The sequence below is a fragment of the Pseudomonas ogarae genome, assembly GCF_014268695.2.
Classification (GTDB): domain Bacteria; phylum Pseudomonadota; class Gammaproteobacteria; order Pseudomonadales; family Pseudomonadaceae; genus Aquipseudomonas; species Aquipseudomonas kilonensis.
On sequence record NZ_CP077086.1, the window covers coordinates 4,611,080 to 4,634,881 of the forward strand.

At 62.6% G+C, this 23,802-nt stretch carries 19 protein-coding genes; 2 read left to right on the top strand and 17 right to left on the bottom strand.

Annotated elements, in window-relative coordinates; translation table 11 throughout:
- Nucleotides 1–30 precede the first annotated feature (30 nt).
- From HU749_RS20180 to leuC, 16 genes are all read right to left on the bottom strand, one after another.
- Nucleotides 31–804, bottom strand: coding sequence for an SDR family oxidoreductase (locus HU749_RS20180; RefSeq protein ID WP_003203835.1), 774 nt, complete (start codon nt 802–804; stop codon nt 31–33).
- Entirely contained in the window at nt 801–2,012 is a 1,212-nt protein-coding gene (locus tag HU749_RS20185; protein ID WP_186652498.1) for an O-succinylhomoserine sulfhydrylase, read from the bottom strand. Before HU749_RS20185 ends, HU749_RS20180 begins: the two co-directional genes overlap by 4 nt.
- A 58-nt stretch (nt 2,013–2,070) precedes the next feature.
- Complete coding sequence (gene purF / locus HU749_RS20190; protein WP_003203840.1) at nt 2,071–3,576, bottom strand: amidophosphoribosyltransferase; 1,506 nt, start codon at nt 3,574–3,576, stop codon at nt 2,071–2,073.
- A 41-nt stretch (nt 3,577–3,617) separates the two neighbouring features.
- Entirely contained in the window at nt 3,618–4,178 is a 561-nt protein-coding gene (locus HU749_RS20195; protein WP_003179770.1) for a CvpA family protein, read from the bottom strand.
- Nucleotides 4,179–4,267: 89 nt separating this feature from the next.
- Complete coding sequence (locus tag HU749_RS20200; protein ID WP_014337460.1) at nt 4,268–4,939, bottom strand: SPOR domain-containing protein; 672 nt, start codon at nt 4,937–4,939, stop codon at nt 4,268–4,270.
- Nucleotides 4,923–6,230: a bifunctional tetrahydrofolate synthase/dihydrofolate synthase gene (gene folC / locus HU749_RS20205; RefSeq protein ID WP_186652500.1), complete on the bottom strand. Its 1,308-nt coding sequence runs from the start codon at nt 6,228–6,230 to the stop codon at nt 4,923–4,925. The genes HU749_RS20200 and folC overlap by 17 nt, the downstream gene beginning before the upstream one ends.
- The gene (gene accD, locus HU749_RS20210; RefSeq protein ID WP_003203847.1) at nt 6,227–7,147 is read right to left on the bottom strand and encodes an acetyl-CoA carboxylase, carboxyltransferase subunit beta; all 921 of its coding nucleotides are present in this window, start codon (nt 7,145–7,147) and stop codon (nt 6,227–6,229) included. Before accD ends, folC begins: the two co-directional genes overlap by 4 nt.
- Nucleotides 7,148–7,412: 265 nt before the next feature.
- The gene (locus HU749_RS20215; protein ID WP_186652502.1) at nt 7,413–8,036 is read right to left on the bottom strand and encodes a phosphoribosylanthranilate isomerase; all 624 of its coding nucleotides are present in this window, start codon (nt 8,034–8,036) and stop codon (nt 7,413–7,415) included.
- Between the two features lie 63 nt (nt 8,037–8,099).
- A complete protein-coding gene (gene truA / locus HU749_RS20220; protein ID WP_018610821.1) occupies nt 8,100–8,924 on the bottom strand; it encodes a tRNA pseudouridine(38-40) synthase TruA in 825 nt (274 codons plus the stop codon).
- Nucleotides 8,925–9,290: 366 nt separating this feature from the next.
- Complete coding sequence (locus tag HU749_RS20225; protein WP_186652503.1) at nt 9,291–11,885, bottom strand: FimV/HubP family polar landmark protein; 2,595 nt, start codon at nt 11,883–11,885, stop codon at nt 9,291–9,293.
- 209 nt (nt 11,886–12,094) lie between these two features.
- The gene (locus HU749_RS20230) at nt 12,095–13,105 is read right to left on the bottom strand and encodes an aspartate-semialdehyde dehydrogenase (protein ID WP_186652505.1); all 1,011 of its coding nucleotides are present in this window, start codon (nt 13,103–13,105) and stop codon (nt 12,095–12,097) included.
- Between the two features lie 252 nt (nt 13,106–13,357).
- A complete protein-coding gene (asd, locus tag HU749_RS20235; protein WP_003203857.1) occupies nt 13,358–14,470 on the bottom strand; it encodes an aspartate-semialdehyde dehydrogenase in 1,113 nt (370 codons plus the stop codon).
- A 54-nt stretch (nt 14,471–14,524) separates the two neighbouring features.
- Nucleotides 14,525–15,607 (bottom strand): 3-isopropylmalate dehydrogenase, encoded by a 1,083-nt coding sequence (gene leuB / locus HU749_RS20240; RefSeq protein ID WP_095974437.1) that lies wholly within the window; start codon nt 15,605–15,607, stop codon nt 14,525–14,527.
- A 66-nt stretch (nt 15,608–15,673) separates the two neighbouring features.
- Nucleotides 15,674–16,438 (bottom strand): class I SAM-dependent methyltransferase, encoded by a 765-nt coding sequence (locus tag HU749_RS20245; RefSeq protein WP_046063471.1) that lies wholly within the window; start codon nt 16,436–16,438, stop codon nt 15,674–15,676.
- A 138-nt stretch (nt 16,439–16,576) separates the two neighbouring features.
- Complete coding sequence (gene leuD, locus HU749_RS20250; RefSeq protein WP_003203864.1) at nt 16,577–17,221, bottom strand: 3-isopropylmalate dehydratase small subunit; 645 nt, start codon at nt 17,219–17,221, stop codon at nt 16,577–16,579.
- An 11-nt stretch (nt 17,222–17,232) separates the two neighbouring features.
- Entirely contained in the window at nt 17,233–18,651 is a 1,419-nt protein-coding gene (leuC, locus tag HU749_RS20255) for a 3-isopropylmalate dehydratase large subunit (RefSeq protein WP_018612421.1), read from the bottom strand.
- Nucleotides 18,652–18,807: 156 nt separating this feature from the next.
- Between leuC and HU749_RS20260 the strand changes: the two genes are divergently transcribed.
- Nucleotides 18,808–19,698 carry a LysR family transcriptional regulator gene (locus tag HU749_RS20260; protein ID WP_186652507.1) on the top strand — a complete coding sequence of 297 codons (891 nt, stop codon included), beginning with the start codon at nt 18,808–18,810 and terminating at the stop codon, nt 19,696–19,698.
- A gap of 68 nt (nt 19,699–19,766) precedes the next feature.
- Nucleotides 19,767–23,045 carry an EAL domain-containing protein gene (locus HU749_RS20265; RefSeq protein WP_046063470.1) on the top strand — a complete coding sequence of 1,093 codons (3,279 nt, stop codon included), beginning with the start codon at nt 19,767–19,769 and terminating at the stop codon, nt 23,043–23,045.
- Nucleotides 23,046–23,251: 206 nt separating this feature from the next.
- On the opposite strand, the gene HU749_RS20270 is transcribed toward HU749_RS20265, so the two are convergent.
- Complete coding sequence (locus HU749_RS20270) at nt 23,252–23,704, bottom strand: Hsp20 family protein (protein ID WP_003203872.1); 453 nt, start codon at nt 23,702–23,704, stop codon at nt 23,252–23,254.
- Between the last annotated feature and the right edge of the window lie 98 nt (nt 23,705–23,802).

Sequence of the window (23,802 nt, forward strand, 5' to 3'; positions counted from 1 at the left end):
AACAGTTTCAAACGGCACCCGCAATAGCACTTACGTATAAATCATTTTCTTGGTCATGCCGCCGTCCACCACGAACTCCTGCCCCGTGACAAAACCGGCATTGCGCGACAACAGCCACGCCACCATCGCCGCCACGTCCTCTACCGTGCCTACCCTGCCCGCTGGATGCTGGGCGTGATCGGCGTCGGTCAGAGGCTGGGCGCGACGCTGGGAGGGATCGCGCGCGTCGATCCAGCCAGGGCTGACGGCGTTGACGCGGATCTCCGGCCCAAGGCTGATGGCCAGGGCATGAGTCAGGGCCAGCAAGCCGCCCTTGCTCGCCGCATAGGCTTCGGTGTCGGGTTCCGATTGCGCGGCGCGGGTCGAGGCCAGGTTGACGATGGCGCCATTGTGGGCGCGCAGATACGGCGCGCAGTGCTTGGCCAGCAGCATCGGCCCCCCAAGGTTCACCGCCAGGACCCGATTCCAATAAGCCAGGTCCAGGCTTTCCAGGGTGATGTTGTGCGGGTCGGCGATGGCCGCGTTGCACACCAGGGCGTCGAGCCGCCCGAACTGCCCGAGCACCTCGGCGATACCGGTGGCGACCTGCGCCTCGTCCGCCACGTCCATGGCGATGAACCAGGCATTGTCGCCCAGGGTCTTCGCCACCTTGGAACCGCGCTCGCGATCCAGGTCGGTCAGCACCACCTGCCAGCCTTCACAGATCAACCAGGCAGCGATGCCCAGGCCGATGCCCCGTGCGGCGCCCGTAACCAGTGCAACCCGGCCATGAGTGCCGCTCGGCGGCGTAGCCAGCTCGATCACAAGGCCGCCAACCCGCGGGCCAGGTCGGCTTGCAGGTCGGCCACGTCTTCCAGGCCGACCGCAACGCGGATCAGGCTGTCACGAATACCCGCCGATTCACGTTCCTGGGGCGACAGGCGACCGTGGGACGTGGTGCTCGGGTGGGTGATGGTGGTCTTGCTGTCACCCAGGTTGGCAGTGATGGAAATCAACCGGGTCGCGTCGATGAAGCGCCAGGCACCCTCCTTGCCCCCCTTGACCTCAAAGCTCACCACCGCGCCGAAACCGCGTTGCTGACGCAAGGCCAGATCATGTTGTGGATGGCTCTTGAGGCCGGCGTAATGCACCTTCTCGATGCCGTCCTGCTGCTCCAGCCACTCGGCCAAGGCCTGGGCATTGGCGCAATGGGCCTTCATGCGCAGGCCGAGGGTTTCCAGGCCCTTGAGGAAGACCCAGGCGTTGAACGGGCTGAGGGTGGGGCCTGCGGTGCGCAAAAAGCCCACCACCTCCTTCATCTGCTCGCTACGACCGGCCACCACGCCCCCCATGCAACGGCCCTGGCCGTCGATGAACTTGGTCGCCGAATGCACCACCACGTCCGCACCCAGCTTCAGCGGTTGTTGCAGCGCCGGGGTACAGAAGCAGTTATCGACCACCAGCATGGCGCCCTTGGCGTGGGCGATTTCCGCCAGCGCGGCGATGTCCACCAGTTCGGCCAGGGGGTTGGAAGGCGATTCGACGAACAGCAGCTTGGTATTGGCCTTGATTGCCGTATCCCAAGCGGACAGGTCCGCCAGGGGTACGTAATCGACTTCCACGCCGAAACGCTTGAAGTACTTTTCGAACAGGCTGATGGTCGAGCCGAAGACGCTGCGCGACACCAGCACGTGGTCGCCAGCGCTGCACAGGCTCATCACCACGGCCATGATCGCGGCCATGCCGGTGGCAGTGGCCACGGCTTGCTCGGCGCCTTCCAGGGCGGCGATGCGCTCCTCGAAAGCCCGCACGGTCGGGTTGGTGTAGCGCGAGTAAACGTTGCCCGGCACCTCGCCGGCAAACCGTGCGGCTGCATCGGCAGCGGTGCGGAACACATAGCTGGAGGTGAAAAACATCGGCTCGCCATGTTCGGCTTCCGGTGTACGGTGCTGACCCGCGCGAACCGCCAGGGTATCGAACGCTACGCCTTCAAGGTCGCTGTCCAGCCGACCGGCATCCCAATCCTGACTCATGCTGTCACTCCTGAAATCGGTTAAAACGCAAACCGGCCCCTCAGGGCCGGTTGGTTAATCAATTGTTGTACAGATCGATGATCGCGCTGACCGCCTGAGTCTTGGCCTTGGACGCATCGTTACGTGCGTTCTCGATCTTGTTCAGGTAGGCCTCGTCGATGTCGCCGGTGACGTACTTGCCGTCGAATACCGCGCAATCGAAGTGCTCGATCTTGATCTTGCCGCCACCGACCGCTTCGATCAAGTCCGGCAGGTCCTGATAGATCAACCAGTCGGCGCCGATCAGGTCGGCCACATCCTGGGTGGTACGGTTATGAGCGATCAGCTCATGGGCACTCGGCATGTCGATGCCGTAGACGTTAGGGTAGCGCACGGCCGGGGCCGCAGAGCAGAAATACACGTTCTTGGCGCCGGCTTCACGGGCCATCTGGATGATCTGCTTGCACGTGGTGCCACGCACGATGGAGTCGTCCACCAGCATCACGTTCTTGCCGCGGAACTCCAGTTCGATGGCGTTGAGCTTCTGGCGTACGGATTTTTTCCGTGCAGCCTGGCCCGGCATGATGAAGGTCCGGCCAATGTAGCGGTTCTTCACGAAGCCTTCGCGGAACTTGACGCCCAGGTGGTTCGCCAGCTCCAGGGCCGCGGTGCGGCTGGTGTCCGGGATCGGGATGACCACGTCGATGTCATGGTCCGGACGCTCGCGCAGGATCTTGTCGGCCAGTTTTTCACCCATGCGCAGGCGGGCCTTGTAGACCGAGACGCCGTCGATGATCGAGTCCGGACGCGCCAGGTAGACGTGTTCGAAGATGCATGGGGTCAGGGACGGGTTGGTCGCGCACTGACGGGTGTGCAGCTTGCCGTCTTCAGTGATGTAGACCGCTTCGCCCGGGGCCAGGTCGCGAATCAGGGTGAAGCCCAGCACGTCCAGGGACACGCTTTCGGAGGCGATCATGTATTCGACGCCTTCATCAGTGTGGCGCTGGCCGAATACGATCGGGCGGATACCGTGGGGATCGCGGAAACCGACGATGCCGTAGCCGGTGATCATCGCCACCACCGCATAGCCGCCCACACAACGGTTGTGCACGTCGGTCACGGCGGCGAACACGTCTTCTTCGGTAGGCTGCAGCTTGCCGCGCTGGGCCAACTCATGGGCGAAGACGTTGAGCATCACTTCCGAGTCGGAATTGGTGTTGACGTGGCGCAAGTCAGATTCGTAGATCTCCTTGGCCAGTTGCTCGACGTTGGTCAGGTTGCCGTTGTGCGCCAAGGTGATGCCGTACGGCGAGTTGACGTAGAACGGCTGGGCTTCAGCCGACGTCGAGCTGCCCGCGGTCGGGTAGCGCACGTGGCCGATACCCATGTGACCGACCAGGCGCTGCATATGGCGCTGGTGGAACACATCACGCACCAGGCCGTTGTCCTTGCGCAGGAATAACCGGCCGTCATGGCTGGTCACGATACCGGCAGCGTCCTGGCCGCGGTGCTGGAGCACGGTTAGCGCGTCATACAGCGCCTGATTGACGTTCGACTTACCGACGATACCGACGATGCCACACATGCGACGCAACCCCTACTTAATGGATCTGAACTGAACAACACTTACTGCGGCGTTTTGGCCATCGGCAAGAGGTGTTCCTTGAACGGTATTTCAGCGGGTACGCTGATACCGCTGGCAAGCCACTGACTGCTCCAACCCAGGATCAGGTTTTTGGACCAGTCTGCGACCAATAGAAATTGTGGCACGAGCCGGGACTCCTGCCACCACGTATCCTGCTGTACCGGCCCCAGGCTCAAGAGCCCGACGGCCACGACCACCAGCAACGCGCCACGCGCCGCGCCAAAGGCCATGCCCAGGAACCGGTCCGTCCCGGAAAGCCCGGTGACGCGAATCAGTTCGCCGATCAGATAATTGATCATTGCGCCAACCAGCAAGGTGGCGATAAACAAGATGGCACAGCCCGCGATCACGCGAGCCGACGGAGTTTCGATGTATCCGGCGAGGTACTGGGACAGCGAACCACCAAACATCCAGGCTACGACTCCCGCGATGATCCAGGTCAGCAGCGAGAGGGCTTCCTTGACGAAGCCGCGGCTCAGACTGATCAATGCGGAGATGGCGACGATCGCAACGATCGCCCAGTCAACCCAGGTAAATGGCACGGTGCAGCCTACAGACGGATAAGGCGGCGCATTTTAGCAGAGCGCAGGGCTGTCGGTAAGCTGCGTGATTCAAATCAGCTAAATCGCTGTCAGCCGCGCTCTGGCTGGAAGCGCACCACGAAACCCTTGAGGTTCTGCTGGCGGCTGAGCAGGTCACGCAGGCGGTCGGCCTCGGCACGCTCGATCAGCGGACCGACAAACACTCGGTTCTTGCCATCGGCGGAACGAATGTAGGCGTTGTAGCCCTGGCTACGCAGGGTTTTCTGCAAGTTCTCGGCACTTTCGCGACTGGTCAGGCTGGCCAATTGCACCGACCAACTGACCGACAGGCCATTGGCATCCACACGACTCTGGGTCGTGTCCGGTTTGGTGGGCGCCGCAGTGATCGGCTGGCTCGGGGCCGGCTTGATAGCCGGTGTTGCTGGAACAGGCACCGGCGCGACAGTCGGTTTGCTTGGCGCGGCGGGGGCAGGCGTGGCAGGTGCAGGTGCAATCGGCGTAGAAGGCACCGCAGGCTGCTCAGCCAATTCCTCGTCGCTTGGCACAGGTTCCTGCGGCAACGCCTGGGGCTCGGGCACGACCACTGGCTCAACCTGCACAGGCGGCACCGAAGGCGCCTGGGGCGCGGCCGGCGCGTCGACCGTGACCTGACGCTGCTCGTCCTGACGGGAAAACAGCATCGGCAGGAAAATCACCGCCAGGGCCACCAACACCAGGGCCCCGACCATGCGCTGCTTGTACGCCTTATCCAGCAATGCCATCTGCAGCCTCCTCCGTGGAGCGCCGGGCCAACCATTGAAGGGCCTCGGCAACACAAAAAAATGATCCGAACAGCAGGATTTCATCATCAGCCGTTGCCAGGGCGCACTGCCCTTCCAGCGCGTCGGCCACGCTAGCGTAGGCTTGCACTGAAGCGCCGCGGCGCTGCAAGGCTTCCTGCAACTCAACCGCGGTACGCGAGCGCGGCGAGTCCAGTGGCGTCACCGCCCAATGCTGGACACTAGCACCCAACGCCTCGACAACGCCATCCAGATCCTTGTCGGACAGCAGCCCGAACACCGCCAGCCGCCGCCCTGCCACGGGCCGCCGCGCCAGGCGCTCGGCCAGGTACTGCGCCGCGTGGGGGTTATGGCCGACATCCAGCAACAGGTTCAGGCGCTTGCCTTGCCAATCGAACTGACGACGATCGAGGCGCCCGACCACACGGGTCGCCTGCAGCGCCTGGACGATTTGCCCGGCATCCCATGGCAAGCCCAGCAACAGGTAGGCCTGGAGCGCCAGGGCGGCGTTTTCCATCGGCAGGTCCAGCAAGGGCAGATCGTGCAACTCCACCGGATTGCTCTGCAGGTCGCTGCCGCGCCATTGCCAGTGCTGCTCGGTCATCGCCAGGTCGAAATCCCGCCCGCGCAGAAAGAACGGGCAGTTCAATTCGCGAACCTTGTCCAGCAACGGCTGGGGGGGATTGAGATCGCCGCAAAGCGCAGGCGTGCCCTGGCGAAAGATGCCAGCCTTCTCGAAGGCCACGGATTCGCGGGTATCGCCCAGGTAATCGGCATGGTCCACACCAATGCTGGTGACCAGTGCAATGTCCGCATCCACCAGGTTGACCGTATCCAGCCGCCCACCCAGGCCGACTTCCAGCACGACCGCATCGAGACCGGCACGGGCAAACAACCAGAACGCCGCCAGGGTGCCCATCTCGAAATAAGTGAGGGTTGTATCGCCTCGCCCGGCTTCCACCGCGGCAAAGGCTTCGCACAGCTGGGCGTCAGTGGCTTCGACGCCGTTCACTTGCACCCGCTCGTTGTAGCGCAGCAGGTGCGGCGAGCTGTAGACACCGACACTCAGCCCCTGGGCCCGCAGCAGCGAAGCCACGAAGGCACAGGTCGAACCCTTGCCGTTGGTGCCGGTGACGGTGATGACCCGGGGCGCCGGCTTGGCCAGTCCCATGCGGGACGCTACCGTTTGCGAGCGCTCCAACCCCATGTCGATGGCCGATGGATGCAACTGCTCGAGGTAGGCAAGCCAGTCGCCCAGGGTGCGTTGGGTCATAGCCCGGCAGGCACTGGCGGAACCACGATCGGCTCGATCGGTGCAGCGACGAATTTCGGCGTCGGCAGACCCATCAGTTGCGCCAGCAGGTTGCCCAGGCGCGGACGCAGCTCCTGACGATGGATGATCATGTCGATGGCGCCGTGCTCCAGCAGGAACTCACTGCGCTGGAAGCCTTCCGGCAGTTTTTCACGCACGGTCTGTTCAATTACACGCGGGCCGGCAAAGCCGATCAGGGCTTTTGGCTCGCCGACGATCACGTCGCCCAGCATCGCCAGACTGGCGGAAACACCGCCGTAGACCGGGTCGGTCAGCACCGAAATGAACGGAATGCCTTCTTCGCGCAGACGCGCCAGCACCGCGGAGGTCTTGGCCATTTGCATCAGGGAGATCAGCGCTTCCTGCATCCGCGCACCGCCGGAAGCGGCAAAGCAGATCATCGGGCAACGGTTTTCCAAAGCGTAGTTGGCGGCACGAACGAAGCGCTCACCGACGATGGCGCCCATGGAGCCACCCATGAAGGAGAATTCAAAGGCCGAGACCACCACCGGCATGCCCAGCAGGGTGCCACTCATGGAGATCAGGGCGTCTTTTTCGCCGGTCTGCTTCTGGGCAGCGGTGAGGCGATCCTTGTATTTCTTGCCGTCGCGGAATTTCAGGCGGTCCACTGGCTCCAGGTCGGCACCCAGCTCCACGCGACCTTCAGCGTCCAGGAAAATATCGATACGGGCACGCGCGCCGATGCGCATGTGGTGGTTGCACTTGGGGCAAACGTCCAGGGTCTTTTCCAGCTCGGGACGGTACAGCACCGCCTCGCAGGATGGACACTTGTGCCACAGACCTTCAGGCACCGAGCTTTTCTTCACCTCGGAACGCATGATCGAAGGGATCAGTTTGTCTACTAACCAGTTGCTCATGCTTTCTTTCTCCAGTACCGGCGGCCCGAACGCTCTGGTTCGCGGCCCCGCGTATGCCCTTGAGCTAAATTCATTGTGCGGCGAGGGTCGAAAGGCCACCACGGTCAGCGCGAAACATGACCTGCGTGCAGCCCAACCTCCTCAGCCATCCCGGCAACCGCTGCACTGCGGTTGCCCCTACGCTATCGGCCCACCCGAAGGCGATGCCTGCCTGCTTTGTACAGTGCAGGTATGGACGGCGGCAGTCTGCCAGCCGTCACATTGACTACTGGCTGTTGCGAACAGCAGCCATGAACGCACGAATCTTTGCCGGGTCCTTGATGCCCTTGCCCTGCTCCACCCCGCCGCTCACGTCCACCGCGTAAGGGCGAACCTGGCGAATGGCTGCGGCGACGTTTTCCGCCGTCAGGCCACCGGCCAGGATGATCGGCTTGCCCAGGCCTTGCGGCACCAGCGCCCAGTCGAATGCTTCGCCGGTACCGCCGGGAACCCCTTTCACATAGGTGTCCAGCAAAATGCCGCTGGCACTGGCGAAAGCTGCGCAACTGGCGGCGATATCATCCCCGGCCTTGACCCGCAACGCCTTGATGTACGGACGATGCCAGCCTTCGCAATCGACCGGGGTTTCGTCGCCATGGAACTGCAACAAGCCCAGCGGCACCGCATCGAGTATCTCGCCCAGCTCGCAACGACTGGCATTGACGAACAGGCCCACCGGAGTCACGAACGGCGGCAAAGCCTGGACGATCGCCCTCGCCTGCTGCACCGTCACCGCCCGCGGGCTCTTGGCGTAGAACACCAGCCCGATGGCATCGGCCCCGGCCTCGACCGCCGCCAACGCGTCCTCGACGCGGGTGATCCCGCAAATCTTGCTGCGAACGACCGGCATGGTGGGTAAAACCTCAGGCAAATCCGTGAAAGTCCCGGATGGTAGCAAATGCTGCGGAGGGCGTCAGCCGTCGAGTTCCGAGAAGCCCGTGAGGAAATGTGGCCCGATGTAACGCTCCGGCAGCTCGAACTCATCGCGATACTCGACCTGCACCAGGTACAAGCCGAACGGGTGCGCCGTGACGCCACCGGAGCGGCGGACACGACTGTCGAGCACTTCCTTGATCCATTCCACCGGCCGTTCGCCAGCACCAATGGTCATCAGCACGCCGGCAATGTTGCGCACCATGTGATGCAGGAACGCGCTGGCGCGGATGTCGAGCACGATCATCTTGCCGTGACGAGTCACGCGCAGGTGATGCAACTCCTTGATCGGCGACTTCGCCTGGCACTGGCCGGCACGAAAGGCGCTGAAATCATGGACGCCGACCAGGTATTGCGCGGCCTCGGCCATGCGCTCGACATCCAGTGGGCGGTGATTCCAGGTGATCTCTTCGTTCAGGTGCGCCGGACGGATCTGATCGTTGTAGATCACGTAGCGATACCGCCGGGCGATGGCCTTGAAGCGTGCATGGAAGTGCGCTGGCATCACCTTCGCCCAACTGACGCTGACGTCGTGGGGCAAGTTGATGTTGGCGCCCATCACCCAGGCCTTCATCGAACGCTCGACCTGGGTATCGAAATGCACCACCTGGCCGCAGGCATGCACGCCGGCATCGGTACGGCCGGCGCAATGCAGCGACACTGGTGAGTCGGCGACTTTGGACAGCGCGTTTTCAAGGGTTTCCTGCACCGTCAATACGCCGGACGCCTGGCGCTGCCAGCCACGGTAGCGCGAGCCTTTGTATTCAACGCCCAAGGCGATCCGGAAAAAGCCGTCGGCCGCCATTTCGGCGGCCGGGTTGTCTATGTTTGCCAAGGAATTACAGCCTGCTGAGGTACGCAAAGGCGGGCATTATAAGGCCGGCGGGGCGGGATGCCAGTGCAACCGGTGGTCCTGGGCTGGATCGAGTTGAGCTATCGCGAGCAAGCTCGCTCCCACAGGGGCTCAGGTGATTTTCAGACCAAGACAAGCCCTTGTGGCGAGGGAGCTTGCTCCCGCTCGAGTGCGCAGCGCTCGCAAAAGTAGCCGGAGCATCACAGGAAGGGCTGCTTCAGCCCAGCGGGAGCAAGCTCCCTCGCCACAAGAGCAGCGTGAATTACCTACAAAAAAAACGGCAGCCCCACCGGCTGCCGTTTTTGTTTAATCGCTGACTCACGCCAGACGCGACAACATTTCCTGCGCTTCGCTCTTCTGGGTGGCGTCGCCTTCGCTGAGGACTTCGCCGAGGATGTCGCGGGCACCGTCATTGTCGCCCATGTCGATGTAGGCCTGGGCCAGATCGAGCTTGGTCGCCACTTCGTCGGTACCGCTGAGGAAGTCGAAGTCCGGCTCGTCTTCAGCACCGACCAAGGCATCTTCGGCGGTAAACGTCGGCTGACCCAAAGTGTCGGACAGGCGATCCAGCTCGGCGTTTACATCGTCCAGCTCGGACTCGAAGGCATCCTTGGGCGCATCGTGCGCGTCCATTTCGTCAGACAGGGACAGATCGAAATCCGCCGGCAGCTCAAGATCGTCGGCCGGGGTGTCGGCCACGGCTGGCGCTTCAGTCGCAGGCAAGTCCAGGCCCTTGAGGTCGTCATCGAGGTCCAGCAGGAAGTCTTCATCGTCGAGCGCCGGGATCGGGGTCGGCGCATCGGCGCCCAGGTCCAGGTCGAATTCCGACAGGTCGTCCAGGCTTTCGTTGGCTTCAGTCTGCTGCTTGAGCACCGACTCGAAACTCAGGTCGTCGTCTTCCGGGAACGCATCCAACTCAGCGACAGGCTCTGGCGTCGGCGCGACCGGGGCCGCCTCCAGGTCATCCAGGCTCAAGTCAAAGGCGCTGTCCAGCTCCTCGTCGGTCGGCGACTTGTCTTCCAGCAGGTCCTTGACGTACTGCGCGTCCAGCTCTGCTGCCACTGTCGCGGCGGCCAAGCCTGCGGCGGTGGCGACCACCATGGCCGGGAAACGGCTTTTCAGCTGTTCGACCTGGGCGAAGTTTTCGCCATTGGCCACCAATTGGCGTTCCTGGGCGACAAAGGCGTCGCGGTCGCCCTGCTGACCGTAGACTTCCATCAGCTTCAAACGCAGGTCGCTGCGCTGGGGCTCGGCCTTGATGCCTTGCTCAAGCAGGTCGGCAGCCTGGTTCAAGCGGCCGCGGTCGATATGGGACTGGGCCTGGGGCAGCACGTCGTCGGAGCGCTCGGCGGCTGGGGCCACCAATGGCGCCGCGATAGGCGGTGTGACCACTACGGGCGCGACCACCGGAGCCGGCTTGGGTACTGGCGCAGGAGCTGGTGCAGGTTTTGGCTCGAGTTTTACACTAGGCGATGGAACATCAATGCCCTCGAAGCTGCTCGGGGGCAGATCGAGCTCCGGGGAGAAGTCAGCCTCCTCCTCGAGGGCCCGTGCCATGCGCAAGTGCTTTTCCGCTTCCTGTTGGGCCTTGCGACGACGGGCGAGCAACAACAGCAGCAACAGCAGGAGCAGCGCGCCGCCGCCAATCAATCCCAGCAGGATCGGATTGGTCAGCAGGTCGTTGTATTTTTGCGCGTTGGACGCGGCAGGCGTCGGCTCGACCGCAGTGGCAGGCGGCGTCGCCTCTGGGGTCGCTTCTGGCGCAGGTGCAGCCGTCGGGGCTTGTGCCGCTGGCGCGGGGGTCAGCTCGGCGGACATTGCAGGAGGCGCCTCGCCAGCAGGAGGAACGGCGACACCTTCAGCCTGCATCTTGGCCAGTTGATTGTTCTTCAGCTCGATCAGGCGCTGCAGTTTGTCCAGCTGGCTCTGCAGATCCGCCATGCGGCTTTTCAGTTCTTCGTTATCCCGGCGAGCCGAATCGAGGCTTTCCTGGGTGACCGCAAGCTTGTTGGAGAGCGCCTGGGCATCGCCGGCAGCCCCCTTGCCCTTGCCGCCTGCCTTCGCTGAGTCAGCCGACACCAGGCTCAAGTTATCGCGACCGGCAGCCTGTGCCGGCGCGCCTTCACCACGGCCACGCTTGGTGGCATCCAACTGCTGCTTGCCAGCACCCGCCACGCCACGACGACCCGAACGCCAGGCGGCGTTCTGGGCAGCCACTTCAGCGATGGCCTGGGGTTGTGGCAATGCAGTGCTTTGCACCGGGTCCGGCAGGCGCAACACCTGACCGGTCTTGAGCAGGTTGATGTTGCCGTTGATGAACGCGTTAGGGTTCAACGCCTGGATCGCCAGCATGGTTTGCTGGACCGACCCACCGTTGCGCGCCTTGGCGGCGATTTCCCACAGGGTATCGCGCGGCGTGGTGGTGTATTGCGAAGGCTTGGTGGCCCCGGTGACCGGCGTGGACACGACCTGAGGCGGTTTCGCCCCGGCGGCGTCGGCGGCCTGTGGCGAGAATTTGGAGGGATCGAGCAATACGCTGTAGTCGCGCAGCAGACGGCCGTTAGGCCACATCACCTGCACCAGGAACTTGACCATGGGTTCGGACAGCGGCCGGCTGGACGTTACCCGCAGGACGCTCTTGCCATTGGCGTTGATCACCGGGGTGAAGCTCAGGTCATTGAGAAAGGCCTGGCGGTCGACGCCGGCCTTGGCGAAGTCATCGGGCGAGGCCAGGCTCGGCACGACTTCGGCGGCGGTCAGTTGCTGGACGTCGAGCAACTCGATCTCGGCGACCAGAGGCTGGTTCGGCGTCGACTTCAGGGTCAATTCCCCGAGCCCGAGCGCTTGCGCCATACCGGAGGACAGCGCCGAGGCGGCCGCTATTGCTAACACCAGTTTGCGAACTTGAACCATAGCCTCTTCCTTTGTTTGAACATTCCTCGGCCAGCGAGAAGGTATTGATGCCGCTGCCGTAAGGCATTGCGCGCAGCCCCGATGCGACGGTGCGCGCGATCATTTCACTCATGCCCCGGGAAAGCCCCCAGAGGGATGTTCGCCTTCAGCACTCTGGCCAAGCATAGCGCCCAGCTAGAATCATTCGACAAATTGATGCCAAGTATCTTTTACAGCAAGTCTTTTATCAACAACTCAGCCACCTGCACGGCATTGAGGGCCGCGCCCTTGCGCACGTTATCTGACGTCAGCCACATATTTAGTTCCGCCGGATCGTCGATCCCACCGCGTACACGACCAACGTAGACCACATCCTGCCCCACCGCATCGCCCACCGCCGTCGGATAATCGCCCGCCTCCACCAGCTCGATACCGGGTGCCGCTTCCAACGCCGCGTTGACCTTGGCCAGGTCGATGGGACTCGCAGACTGCACAGTCACGCTAAAGCTATCGCCAAAAAACACCGGGGCTTGAATGCAAGTGACGGAAATCTTTAACAAAGGTTGATTCAGCACCTGGCGCAACTCGCGGACCAGGCGTTTTTCCAGCTGCGTATGGCCCTGCTCGTCCGGGGTGCCGACCTGGGCCAGCAGGTTGAACGCCATCTGCCGATCAAAGAATTTCGGTTCCAGTGGACGGGCGTTGAGCAGCTCGGCGGTCTGGCGCGCCAATTCGCTCACGGCCACGCGGCCCTGGGCCGACACCGCGAGGCTGGCGGTCAGACTGATGCGCTGCAAGTCCAGGCATTCGCGCAGCGGCGCCAGCACGACCGCCAAGGCCGTGGCCGACGCGCTGGGGCTGCTGACCTGCAACGGCTTGCTCAAACCGACGAGCACCTGGGCGTTGGCTTCCGGCACGATCTGCGGCGCCTGCTCGGGCGGCAAGGCGCCGGACAGGTCGATCAGTGCACAACCAGCCGCCGTGGCCCGTGGGGCGAAACTCAGGGTCACCGCTGGACCTGCGGCGAAGAACACCAGTTGGACTTTGCTGAAATCGAATTCGTCGACTTCGCGCACCCGCACGTTTTTGCCGCGGAACATCACCGAGCTGCCTGCCGATTCGCTGCTGGCCAACAGGTGCAGGTTACCGACCGGGAAGTCCCGCTCTTCGAGAATCTGGACGAGGGTTTCGCCGACAGTACCGGTGGCGCCGATCACGGCAATATCAAAGGACTGGCTCATGGGTCTACCTCAGGTAAAACGTGGGGAGCGGCACTTTACCGGGTGGTGGGTAAGCAGGCAATTGGCCGGAGGGTTTGCAGTGCCTGGGCTGGCCTCATCGCGAGCAGGCTCGCTCCCACATGGGATCTTCAGTGACCACAAAACCTGTGGGAGCGAGCTTGCTCGCGATGGGGCCAGCCCTGACACACAACGGCCCCCAATAAAAAACCCGCACCTCTCACAAGGCACGGGTTCTTTCACAGCAGCAATCGATCAACGCTCGAGCAGGATCCGCAGCATGCGACGCAGCGGTTCGGCCGCGCCCCACAGCAGTTGGTCGCCGACGGTGAAGGCACCGACGAATTGCGACCCCATGTTCAGTTTGCGCAAACGACCCACCGGTACGTTCAGGGTGCCGGTGACCTTGGTCGGGCTCAGCTCCTGCATGCTGATTTCGCGATTGTTCGGCACCAGCTTGACCCAAGGGTTGTGCTGGCTGATCAACCCTTCGATGTCGGCGATCGGCACGTCTTTGTTCAGCTTGATGGTCAGCGCCTGGCTGTGGCAGCGCATGGCGCCGATGCGCACGCAGATGCCGTCCACCGGAATCGGGCTCTTGAAGCGACCCAGGATCTTGTTGGTTTCGGCCTGGGCCTTCCACTCTTCGCGGCTCTGGCCGTTAGGCAGTTCCTTGTCGATCCAGGGGATCAGGCTGCCGGCCAGCGGGACGCCGAAGTTCTCGGTCGGGTAGGCATCGCTGCGCATCGCCTCGGCGACCTTGCGGTCGATGTCGAGGATGGCACTGGCCGGGTTGGCCAGGTCATCGGCGACAGCGGCGTGGGTGGCGCCCATCTGCTTGATCAGCTCACGCATGTTCTGCGCGCCGGCACCGGACGCCGCCTGGTAAGTCATGGCACTCATCCACTCCACCAGCCCGGCTTCGAACAGGCCGCCCAGGCCCATCAACATCAGGCTGACGGTGCAGTTGCCGCCGATGTAGTTCTTGGTGCCCGCGTCCAGCTGCTGGTCGATGACCTTGCGGTTCACCGGGTCGAGAACGATCACCGCGTCGTCCTGCATGCGCAGGCTGGAAGCGGCGTCGATCCAGTAACCCTGCCAGCCGGCTTCACGCAGCTTGGGGAAGACTTCGCTGGTGTAGTCGCCACCCTGGCAGGTCAGAATCACGTCGAGGGTCTTGAGCTCTTCGATGCTGTAGGCATCCTTGAGCGCACCGGTGTCCTTGCCGACGGACGGGCCCTGGCCACCGACATTGGAAGTGGTGAAAAACACCGGCTCAATGAGATCGAAATCCTGCTCTTCCAGCATTCGCTGCATGAGCACGGAACCGACCATGCCGCGCCAACCGATCAGACCTACACGTTTCATCGCAACTACACCTATACAAAAGTGGGCCACCGTCGGAGCGGTGGGCCCGAAAGATTACAGATTCCGCAGCGCGGCGACTACTGCATCGCCCATTTGCTGCGTACCGACTTTGGTACAACCTTGCGACCAGATATCACCGGTGCGCAAGCCTTGGTCCAAGACCACGCTGACGGCTTTTTCGATCGCGTCGGCGGCATCGTTCAAGTTGAAGCTGTAGCGCAGCATCATCGACACCGACAGGATGGTCGCCAACGGGTTGGCAATGCCCTGCCCGGCGATGTCCGGCGCCGAACCGTGGCACGGCTCGTACATGCCCTTGTTGTTGGCATCCAGGGAGGCCGACGGCAGCATGCCGATGGAGCCGGTGAGCATCGACGCTTCGTCGGACAGGATGTCGCCGAACATGTTGTCGGTGACGATCACGTCGAACTGCTTCGGCGCACGCACCAGTTGCATGGCGGCGTTGTCGACGTACATGTGGCTCAGCTCGATGTCCGGGTAATCCTTGGCCACCTGCTCGACCACTTCACGCCACAGTTGGCTGGAAGCCAGTACGTTGGCCTTGTCCACCGAGCACAGCTTCTTGCCACGCACGCGGGCCATGTCGAAGCCGACCCGGGCGATACGGCGGATTTCGCTTTCGCTGTACGGCAGGGTGTCGTAGGCCTGGCGTTCGCCATTATCCAGCTCACGGGTGCCACGCGGGGCGCCGAAGTAGATGCCGCCGGTCAGCTCGCGGACGATGAGGATGTCCAGGCCCGCGACGATTTCCGGCTTCAGGCTCGATGCATCGGCCAGTTGCGGGTAGAGAATCGCCGGACGCAGGTTGCCGAACAGGCCCAGTTGCGCGCGAATCTTCAGCAGGCCGCGCTCGGGGCGGATGTCGCGTTCGATCTTGTCCCATTTCGGGCCGCCCACGGCGCCCAGCAGCACGGCATCGGCTACACGGGCACGGTCCAGGGTTTCATCGGCCAGGGGCACGCCGTGCTTGTCGATGGCCGCGCCGCCGATCACGTCGTGGCTGAGTTCGAAGCCCAGGCCGTACTTGTCGTTCGCCAGCTCCAGGACCTTGACCGCTTCGGCCATGATTTCCGGGCCAATGCCATCACCTGGGAGAATCAGAATCTGCTTGCTCATGCTTTCCTCGTTTGTTCTGTCGGCACATGCCTGGGCTTCGTACCCAACGCCTGGCCGGGAAAAATGCTATCGCTCGGCCCACAGCACCAGTACATCTGTACTGAACGAACCATCGGCCTCAATCTCAAAATATTCACGCACTTCGTCACCCATCGCGCGCTGCAGCTGGAGAATCGCCGCCCGCATCACCTCGGGGGTGCGCATGCGCTCGACCCAGGAGCGGTATTCCAGGCGCAGGCGCTGGCGCGAGGTGCTGCGGGTGTGCAACCCCGCTTCGCTGACCTGGCGCAACCACTCGCCGGCAGAATAATCGCGCACGTGGCTGGTGTCGCGCAGCACTTCGATGCTTTGCAGGTAGGTGTCCAGCAACGGCGTGCCTGGCGACAGGATGTCGATGAACGCCATCACCCCGCCCGGTTTGAGCACCCGGCGCACTTCCCGCAACGCCAGGCCCAGATCACTCCAATGATGCGCCGAATAGCGGCTGAACACGAAGTCGAACTCAGCGTCGGCGAACGGCAGGTGCTCAGCGGCGCCGCATACCGTGCTGATATTGCCCAGGCCACGCTCGGCAGCCGCCGTGGCGACCACGTCGAGCATTTGCTGGGACAAATCATAAGCCACCACTTCACCGGCCAGCGGCGCCACGTGGAAACTCACATGGCCGGCGCCGCACCCCAGGTCCAGCACCCGGGCATCGCCACGGCCGGCCAATGCAGCTTGTAGCAGCGCGAATTCAGCGCCCTGGGCGTGCACGGCACTGCTCAGATAGGCCGAGGCCTGTTCACCGAATTGCTTTTGTACAACCTGACTGTGGGCGGTGCTGGTCATGGGATGTCCTTGTGGTTTTGTATTGCCTGGGCGGGCCCTATCGCGAGCAAGCTCGCTCCCACAGGGGCTTTGTGAACGCCGCAAATCCAATGTGGGAGCGAGCTTGCTCGCGATGGCGTCTTTACGCCTTACGCAAAATCAAGCATCGCGAAACAACCAAGGCTGGCTCGCCCGGTGCTTGGCCTCGAACGCGGCAATCGCCTCGCCGTCCTGCAAAGTCAGGCCGATATCGTCCAGGCCATTGAGCAGGCAATGCTTGCGGAACGCGTCGATCTCGAAACCCAGCACCTTGCCGTCAGGACGGGTCACGGTCTGGGCGGCCAGGTCGATCTGCAGTTGATAGCCTGGGTTGGCCTCGACCTGCTGGAACAGCTCATCGACGTCAGCATCGCTGAGGATGATCGGCAGCAAGCCGTTCTTGAAGCTGTTGTTGAAGAAGATGTCGGCATAGCTCGGCGCAATGATGCTGCGGAAACCGTACTCTTCCAGGGCCCATGGCGCGTGCTCGCGGCTCGAGCCGCAGCCGAAGTTCTCACGGGCCAGCAACACGCTGGCGCCTTGGTAACGCTCGGCGTTGAGCACGAAGTCCTTGTTCAACGGCCGCTTGGAGTTGTCCTGATACGGCTGGCCGACATCCAGGTAACGCCATTCGTCAAACAGGTTCGGGCCGAAACCGGTGCGCTTGATGGACTTCAAGAACTGCTTGGGAATGATCTGGTCGGTGTCGACGTTGGCACGATCCAAAGGCGCGACAAGACCGGTGTGCTGGGTAAAAGCTTTCATGCTGCGCTCCTTCAGATCAATTCGCGGACATCGACGAAACGGCCGTTGACAGCCGCCGCCGCGGCCATGGCCGGGCTCACCAGGTGCGTACGGCCACCGGCGCCCTGACGGCCTTCGAAGTTACGGTTGGAGGTGGAGGCGCAATGCTCGCCCGACTCCAAACGGTCCGGGTTCATCGCCAGGCACATCGAGCACCCCGGCTCACGCCATTCGAAACCGGCCTCGAGGAAAATCTTGTCCAGCCCTTCCGCTTCCGCCTGGGCCTTCACCAGGCCCGAGCCCGGCACCACGATGGCCTGCTTGATGGTCGAAGCAACCTTGCGACCCTTGGCGATCACTGCAGCGGCGCGCAGGTCTTCGATCCGCGAGTTGGTGCAAGAGCCGATGAACACGCGGTCGAGCTGAATGTCGGTGATCGCCTGGTTGGCGCTCAAGCCCATGTATTTCAAGGCGCGGACGATGGAGTCGCGCTTGACCAGGTCCATTTCCTTGGCCGGATCCGGTACGTTCTGGTCCACCGCCAACACCATCTCAGGCGAAGTGCCCCAGCTGACTTGCGGCTTGATCTGCGTTGCGTCGAGCTCGACCACGGTGTCGAACTTGGCATCGGCATCGGAGACCAGGTCTTTCCAGGCCTCGACCGCCATGTCCCATTCCACGCCTTTTGGCGAGAACGGACGGCCCTTGACGTATTCCACGGTTTTTTCATCGGCGGCCACCAGGCCAACGCGGGCACCGGCCTCGATGGACATGTTGCAGATGGTCATGCGGCCTTCGACGGACAAGTCGCGGATCGCGCTGCCGGCGAACTCGATGGCATGGCCGTTACCGCCGGCGGTGCCGATCTTGCCGATCACCGCCAGGACGATGTCCTTGGCGGTCACGCCGAACGGCAACTTGCCTTCGACGCGCACCAGCATGTTTTTCATTTTCTTGGCGACCAGGCACTGGGTGGCGAGCACATGCTCCACCTCGGAGGTGCCGATACCATGGGCCAGGGCCCCGAAAGCACCGTGGGTCGAAGTGTGCGAGTCGCCGCAGACCACGGTCATGCCCGGCAAGGTCGCGCCTTGCTCCGGGCCGATGACGTGGACAATGCCCTGGCGCACATCGTTCATCTTGAATTCGACGATGCCGTATTCGTCACAGTTATCGTCGAGGGTCTGGACTTGCAGGCGCGAGACCTGGTCGGCAATGGCTTCGATGCCGCCCTTGCGCTCCGGCGTGGTCGGTACGTTGTGGTCCGGGGTCGCGATGTTCGCATCGATGCGCCAAGGCTTGCGCCCGGCCAGGCGCAGGCCTTCGAAGGCTTGCGGCGAAGTCACTTCGTGGATGATGTGACGATCGATGTAGATCAGCGCCGAGCCATCGTCGCGCTGCTTGACCAAATGCGAATCCCAGAGCTTGTCGTAGAGCGTTTTGCCGGCCATCAGACGGTTCCTCATCAGCTTGTTTCTATGCCCCGGGCCTTGACCGAATCAATAACCCCTTGGCTTGTGAGGCTGATCCTATGGGGTTACATTAAATAACTCAAATTCATATTTTTCATACTTTGCATAACCAACTGGAATTCGACCGAAACCGCCATGGACCTCGCCAACCTCAATGCCTTTATAGCCATCGCCGAGACGGGCAGTTTCTCCGGCGCCGGCGAACGCCTGCACCTGACCCAGCCAGCCATCAGCAAGCGCATTGCCAGCCTCGAGCAACAGCTCAAGGTACGCCTGTTCGACCGCCTCGGCCGTGAAGTGGGCCTGACCGAGGCCGGCCGGGCCCTGTTGCCACGGGCCTATCAGATCCTCAACGTGCTGGACGACACCCGCCGCGCCCTGACCAACCTGAGCGGCGAAGTGACCGGGCGCCTGACGCTCGCCACCAGCCACCACATCGGCCTGCACCGCCTGCCACCGTTATTGCGGGAGTTCACCCGACGCTACCCCCAGGTGGCGCTGGATATCCAGTTCCTGGATTCGGAAGTGGCCTACGAAGAAATCCTCCATGGCCGGGCGGAACTGGCCGTCATCACCCTCGCCCCCGAACCCCACACGTTGGTACGGGCCACGCCGGTGTGGGACGACCCGCTGGATTTCGTGGTCGCCCCGGAGCATGCGCTGCTGGAAAACGGCGCGGTCAGTCTGGCGGACATTGCCTTGCATCCAGCGGTTTTCCCGGGGGGCAACACGTTTACCCATCACATCGTGCGACGGCTGTTCGAAGCCCAGGGCCTGACGCCGAACATCGCCATGAGCACGAATTACCTGGAAACCATAAAAATGATGGTCTCCATCGGCCTGGCCTGGAGCGTTTTGCCGCGCACCATGCTCGACGAACAGGTGGCGCGCATTCCTTTGCCGGGCATACAACTCAGTCGCCAGCTAGGCTATATCTTGCACACCGAACGGACGCTGTCGAACGCCGCACGGGCTTTCATGGCCTTACTGGACGCACAAATCGATTTGCCAGGGACAAGGGCATAGGTTGTGCCGCGCCTGTAGGGCCTGACGCCTGTGCTTTATGCCCTAACCCGCTCAAGGCTCGCTAGATAATGCCCAAACCCGCTGACCACCTCCCGCCCTTGCCACGCATCCAGGCGCTCGACCCGAAACGGTCCGAGCAGAGCTGGGACAGCGCGCCGCAGTTGCTGGCCGCCCTGAACGGTGCGCGGCTGGGGGCCTGGTCGTGGGACATCGACAGCGGGCAAATCAGTTGGTCCCGGGGCACCCAGGCGCTGTTCGGCTTCGATCCGCGCCAGCCATTGCCAGCGGATGTGGATTATCTGGACCTGTTGCTGCCCGAAGACCGGGCCAAGGCCCTGCGTGCCTTTCATGCGGCAGTGGCCGGGGCGCCACTGGAACAGGCGATGCACCACCGCATCGTCTGGCCCGATGGCAGCTTGCACTGGCTGGAGATCAGCGGCAGCGTGCTGCCCGACAAGCATGGTCGCCCGCGCATGATCGGGGTGATCCGCGAAATCACCCATCAGCGCGAGCGGGAACAGGCGCTGCGCAGCTCGGAAAAACGCTTCGCCACGCTCTTTCACCTGTGCCCGAACATGGTTTTGCTGACCCGCCAGGAGGACGGGCTGATCAGCGAGGCCAACCAGTATTTCGAAAGCCTGTTCGGCTGGCCGCTGCACGATGTGATTGGCCGCACCACCCTGGAACTGGGCTTGTGGGTTGACCCCGGGCAACGGGCAAAACTGCTGGAAGCCATCAAGGCCAAGGGCGAACTGGCGAGCATGGAGGTGGAACTGCGGGCGAGCAATGGCCAGATCCACACCGGCCTGCTCAGCGCGCAGAAAGTCGAGCTGGAGGGCCAACCCTACCTGTTGAGCGCCTTTCTCGACACCACCGAGCGCAAACTCGCCGAACAGGCCCTCAAGGACAGCCAGGAACGCCTGGACCTGGCCCTCGACTCGGCGCAACTGGGCACCTGGGACTGGCACATTCCCAGCGGCATGCTCTACGGCTCGGCCCGGGCCGCGCAGCTCCACGGCCTGGAGCCCAAGCCGTTCCACGAATCGTTCGATGCGTTTTTCGAAGGCGTCCCCACGGAAGAGCGCAACAACATGCGCAACGCCTATCGCAGCCTGCGCGAAGGCCCGGCGGGCAATTATCAGTTGACCTACCGCGTGCAACTGCCGGACGGCAGCTCGCGCTACCTGGAAAGCCGCGCCCGCCTCTACCGCAACGACGACGGCAGCCCCTTGCGCATGGCCGGCACCTTGCTGGACATCACCGACCAGGTGGAGCGCGAACAGAGCCTGGCCGCCTCGGAAGAAAAATTCGCCACGCTGTTCCAGGTAAGCCCCGACCCGATCTGCGTCACCCACCTGGACAGCGGCCGGTTCCTCGAGATCAACTCCAGTTTCACCCAGACCTTCGGCTGGACCGCCAGCGACGTGATCGGCCTCGATGCCGACGAAATCGGCCTCTGGGATGCCTCGGGCAGCAGCCTGCAACGCATCGAGCGGGTGATCCGCGAACAATCACTGAACAATGTCGCCATCGTCGTTCACCATAAGAACGGCCAGCCGCTAACCTGCGTGATTTCCAGCCGGCAAATCAACGTCGGCAACCAGCCCTGCATCGTCACCACCTTGCGGGACATCACCCAGCAACAACGCTCCGAAGCCGCCCTCAAGGCCAGCGAAGAGAAATTCGCCAAGGCGTTTCATTCCAGCCCCGACGCCATCACCATCACCGAGCTCGAAAGCGGTCGCTACCTTGAGGTCAACGACGGCTTCTGCCGGCTGACTGGCTACCGCGCCGACGAAGTGATCGGGCACACGGTCTACGAAGTGGGGATCTGGGCCGAAGAAAAACAACGCACTGCCCTGCTGGCCGAGCTGCAACTCAAGGGCCGCGTAGTCCACCAGGAGATGCTCGGGCGCAATAAACGGGGGGAAATCCTTACGGTCGAGGTGTCAGTTGAGCCCATCACCCTCAATGAAACCGCATGCCTGCTGCTGACCGCCCGGGACGTGAGCCTGCTGCGCAATGCCGAAGCCCAGATCCGTCACCTGGCCTACCACGACCCGCTGACCAACCTGCCCAACCGGGCCTTGCTGATGGACCGGCTGAGCCAGCAGATCGCCCTGCTCAAGCGCCACAACCTGCGCGGCGCCCTGCTGTTTCTCGATCTGGATCATTTCAAGCACATCAACGACTCCCTCGGCCACCCGGTGGGCGACACCGTGCTGAAGATCATCACCGCGCGCCTGGAAGCCAGCGTGCGCCTGGAAGACACCGTCGCACGACTGGGCGGCGATGAATTCGTGGTGCTGCTCAGCGGCCTGGAAGGTTCGCGCAACGAAGTCAGCAAGCAAGTGCAAACCCTGGCCGACACCCTGCGCGAACTGCTCTCGGAGCCGATGTTTCTCGATGGCCAGCGCCTGCAGGTCACGCCGAGCATCGGTATTGCGCTGATTCCCGACCACGGCTCCACACCCACCGATTTGCTCAAGCGCGCCGATATTGCGCTGTACCGCGCCAAGGACTCAGGGCGCAACACCTCGCAGATGTTTCACGCCACCATGCAAAAAGCCGCCAGCGAACGGCTGCGCATGGAGACCGACCTGCGCCTGGCCCTGGCCCGTGGTGAGTTCAGCGTGCATTTCCAGCCTCAGGTCGATGCCCGGGACAACCGCATCATCGGTGCCGAAGCCCTGGTGCGCTGGCATCACCCAGACCTGGGCGCCCAGTCGCCCAACGAATTCATCAAAGTGCTGGAGGACAGCGGCCTGATCCTCGAAGTCGGGACCTGGATCCTCGATGAAGCCTGCGACGGCTTCAAGCAACTGATCGCCAAGGGCAAGATCGACCCCCAGCAATTCAGCCTGTGCGTGAACATCAGCCCACGCCAATTCCGCCAGAGCGACTTCGTCGAACGTATCGAAAACAGCCTCATCGCTCACGACCTGCCCTTCTCCCTGCTGAAACTGGAGATCACCGAAGGCATCGTGATCCAGAACCTGGACGACACCATCGCCAAGATGCGCCGGCTCAAGAAACTGGGGGTGAGCTTTGCCATGGATGATTTCGGCACCGGTTACTCGTCGCTGACCTACCTCAAGCGCCTGCCAGTGGACACGTTGAAAATCGACCAGTCATTCGTGCGCGACGCCACCAGCGACCCCAACGACGCCGAAATCATCCGCGCCATCGTCGCCATGGCCCGCAGCCTCAACCTGATCATGATTGCCGAAGGCGTGGAGACCCTGGAGCAATTGCAATTCCTGCAAGGGCTTGGTTGTCATTTGTACCAGGGTTATTTGCATAGCCGACCGTTGCCGCTGGAGGCGTTTGAGCGGTTGTTGCCCTAATTTGGAACATGGGGCCTTTGTGGCGAGGGGGTTTTATGTGGGAGCAAAGCTTGCTCGCGACTGCAGGTGACTCGGTTTCTGAAGGACCGCATTGCTTTTATCGCGGGCAAGCCTTGCTCCCACAGCCCCCTAGCCACAATTAATCTTCCATCGATATCCAAAATGAAAAAGGGCGCCATTTGGCGCCCTTCTTCATTTGCCCTGCATCAGTTTTGCAGTGCGGGTTGCTGCTGCGCTCCGTTGATCGGGATGCGCTTGGCCTTGGCCTCTTCCGGGATCACCCGCAGCAGGTCGATACTCAACAGACCGTTGCTCAGGCCGGCGGACTTGATCTCGATATGATCGGCCAACCGGAAGGACAGCTTGAACGCACGCTGGGCGATGCCCTGGTGCAGGTAGGTGACGCTATCGTTACTGGCTTCACGTTTGCCGCCACTGATGGTCAGCACACCTTTTTCCACTTGCAGGTCCAGGTCTTCTTCCTGGAACCCGGCGGCGGCGACCACAATGCGGTACTCGTCATCACCATGTTTTTCCACGTTGTAGGGTGGATAGCTGCTGCCCGGCTCGTTGCGCAGGGCGGTTTCGAACAAGTCGTTGAAACGGTCGAAACCTACCGAGGAACGGAACAGCGGGGCCAGCGAAAATGCAGTACTCATGATTCAAATCTCCTGAAAAATTCAGCAAGTTTTTTTGTCTCCGCGACCCGAATTCGGCATCGCGTAACCCCTATCTAGGGTCCGCCAAAAACTTTTCA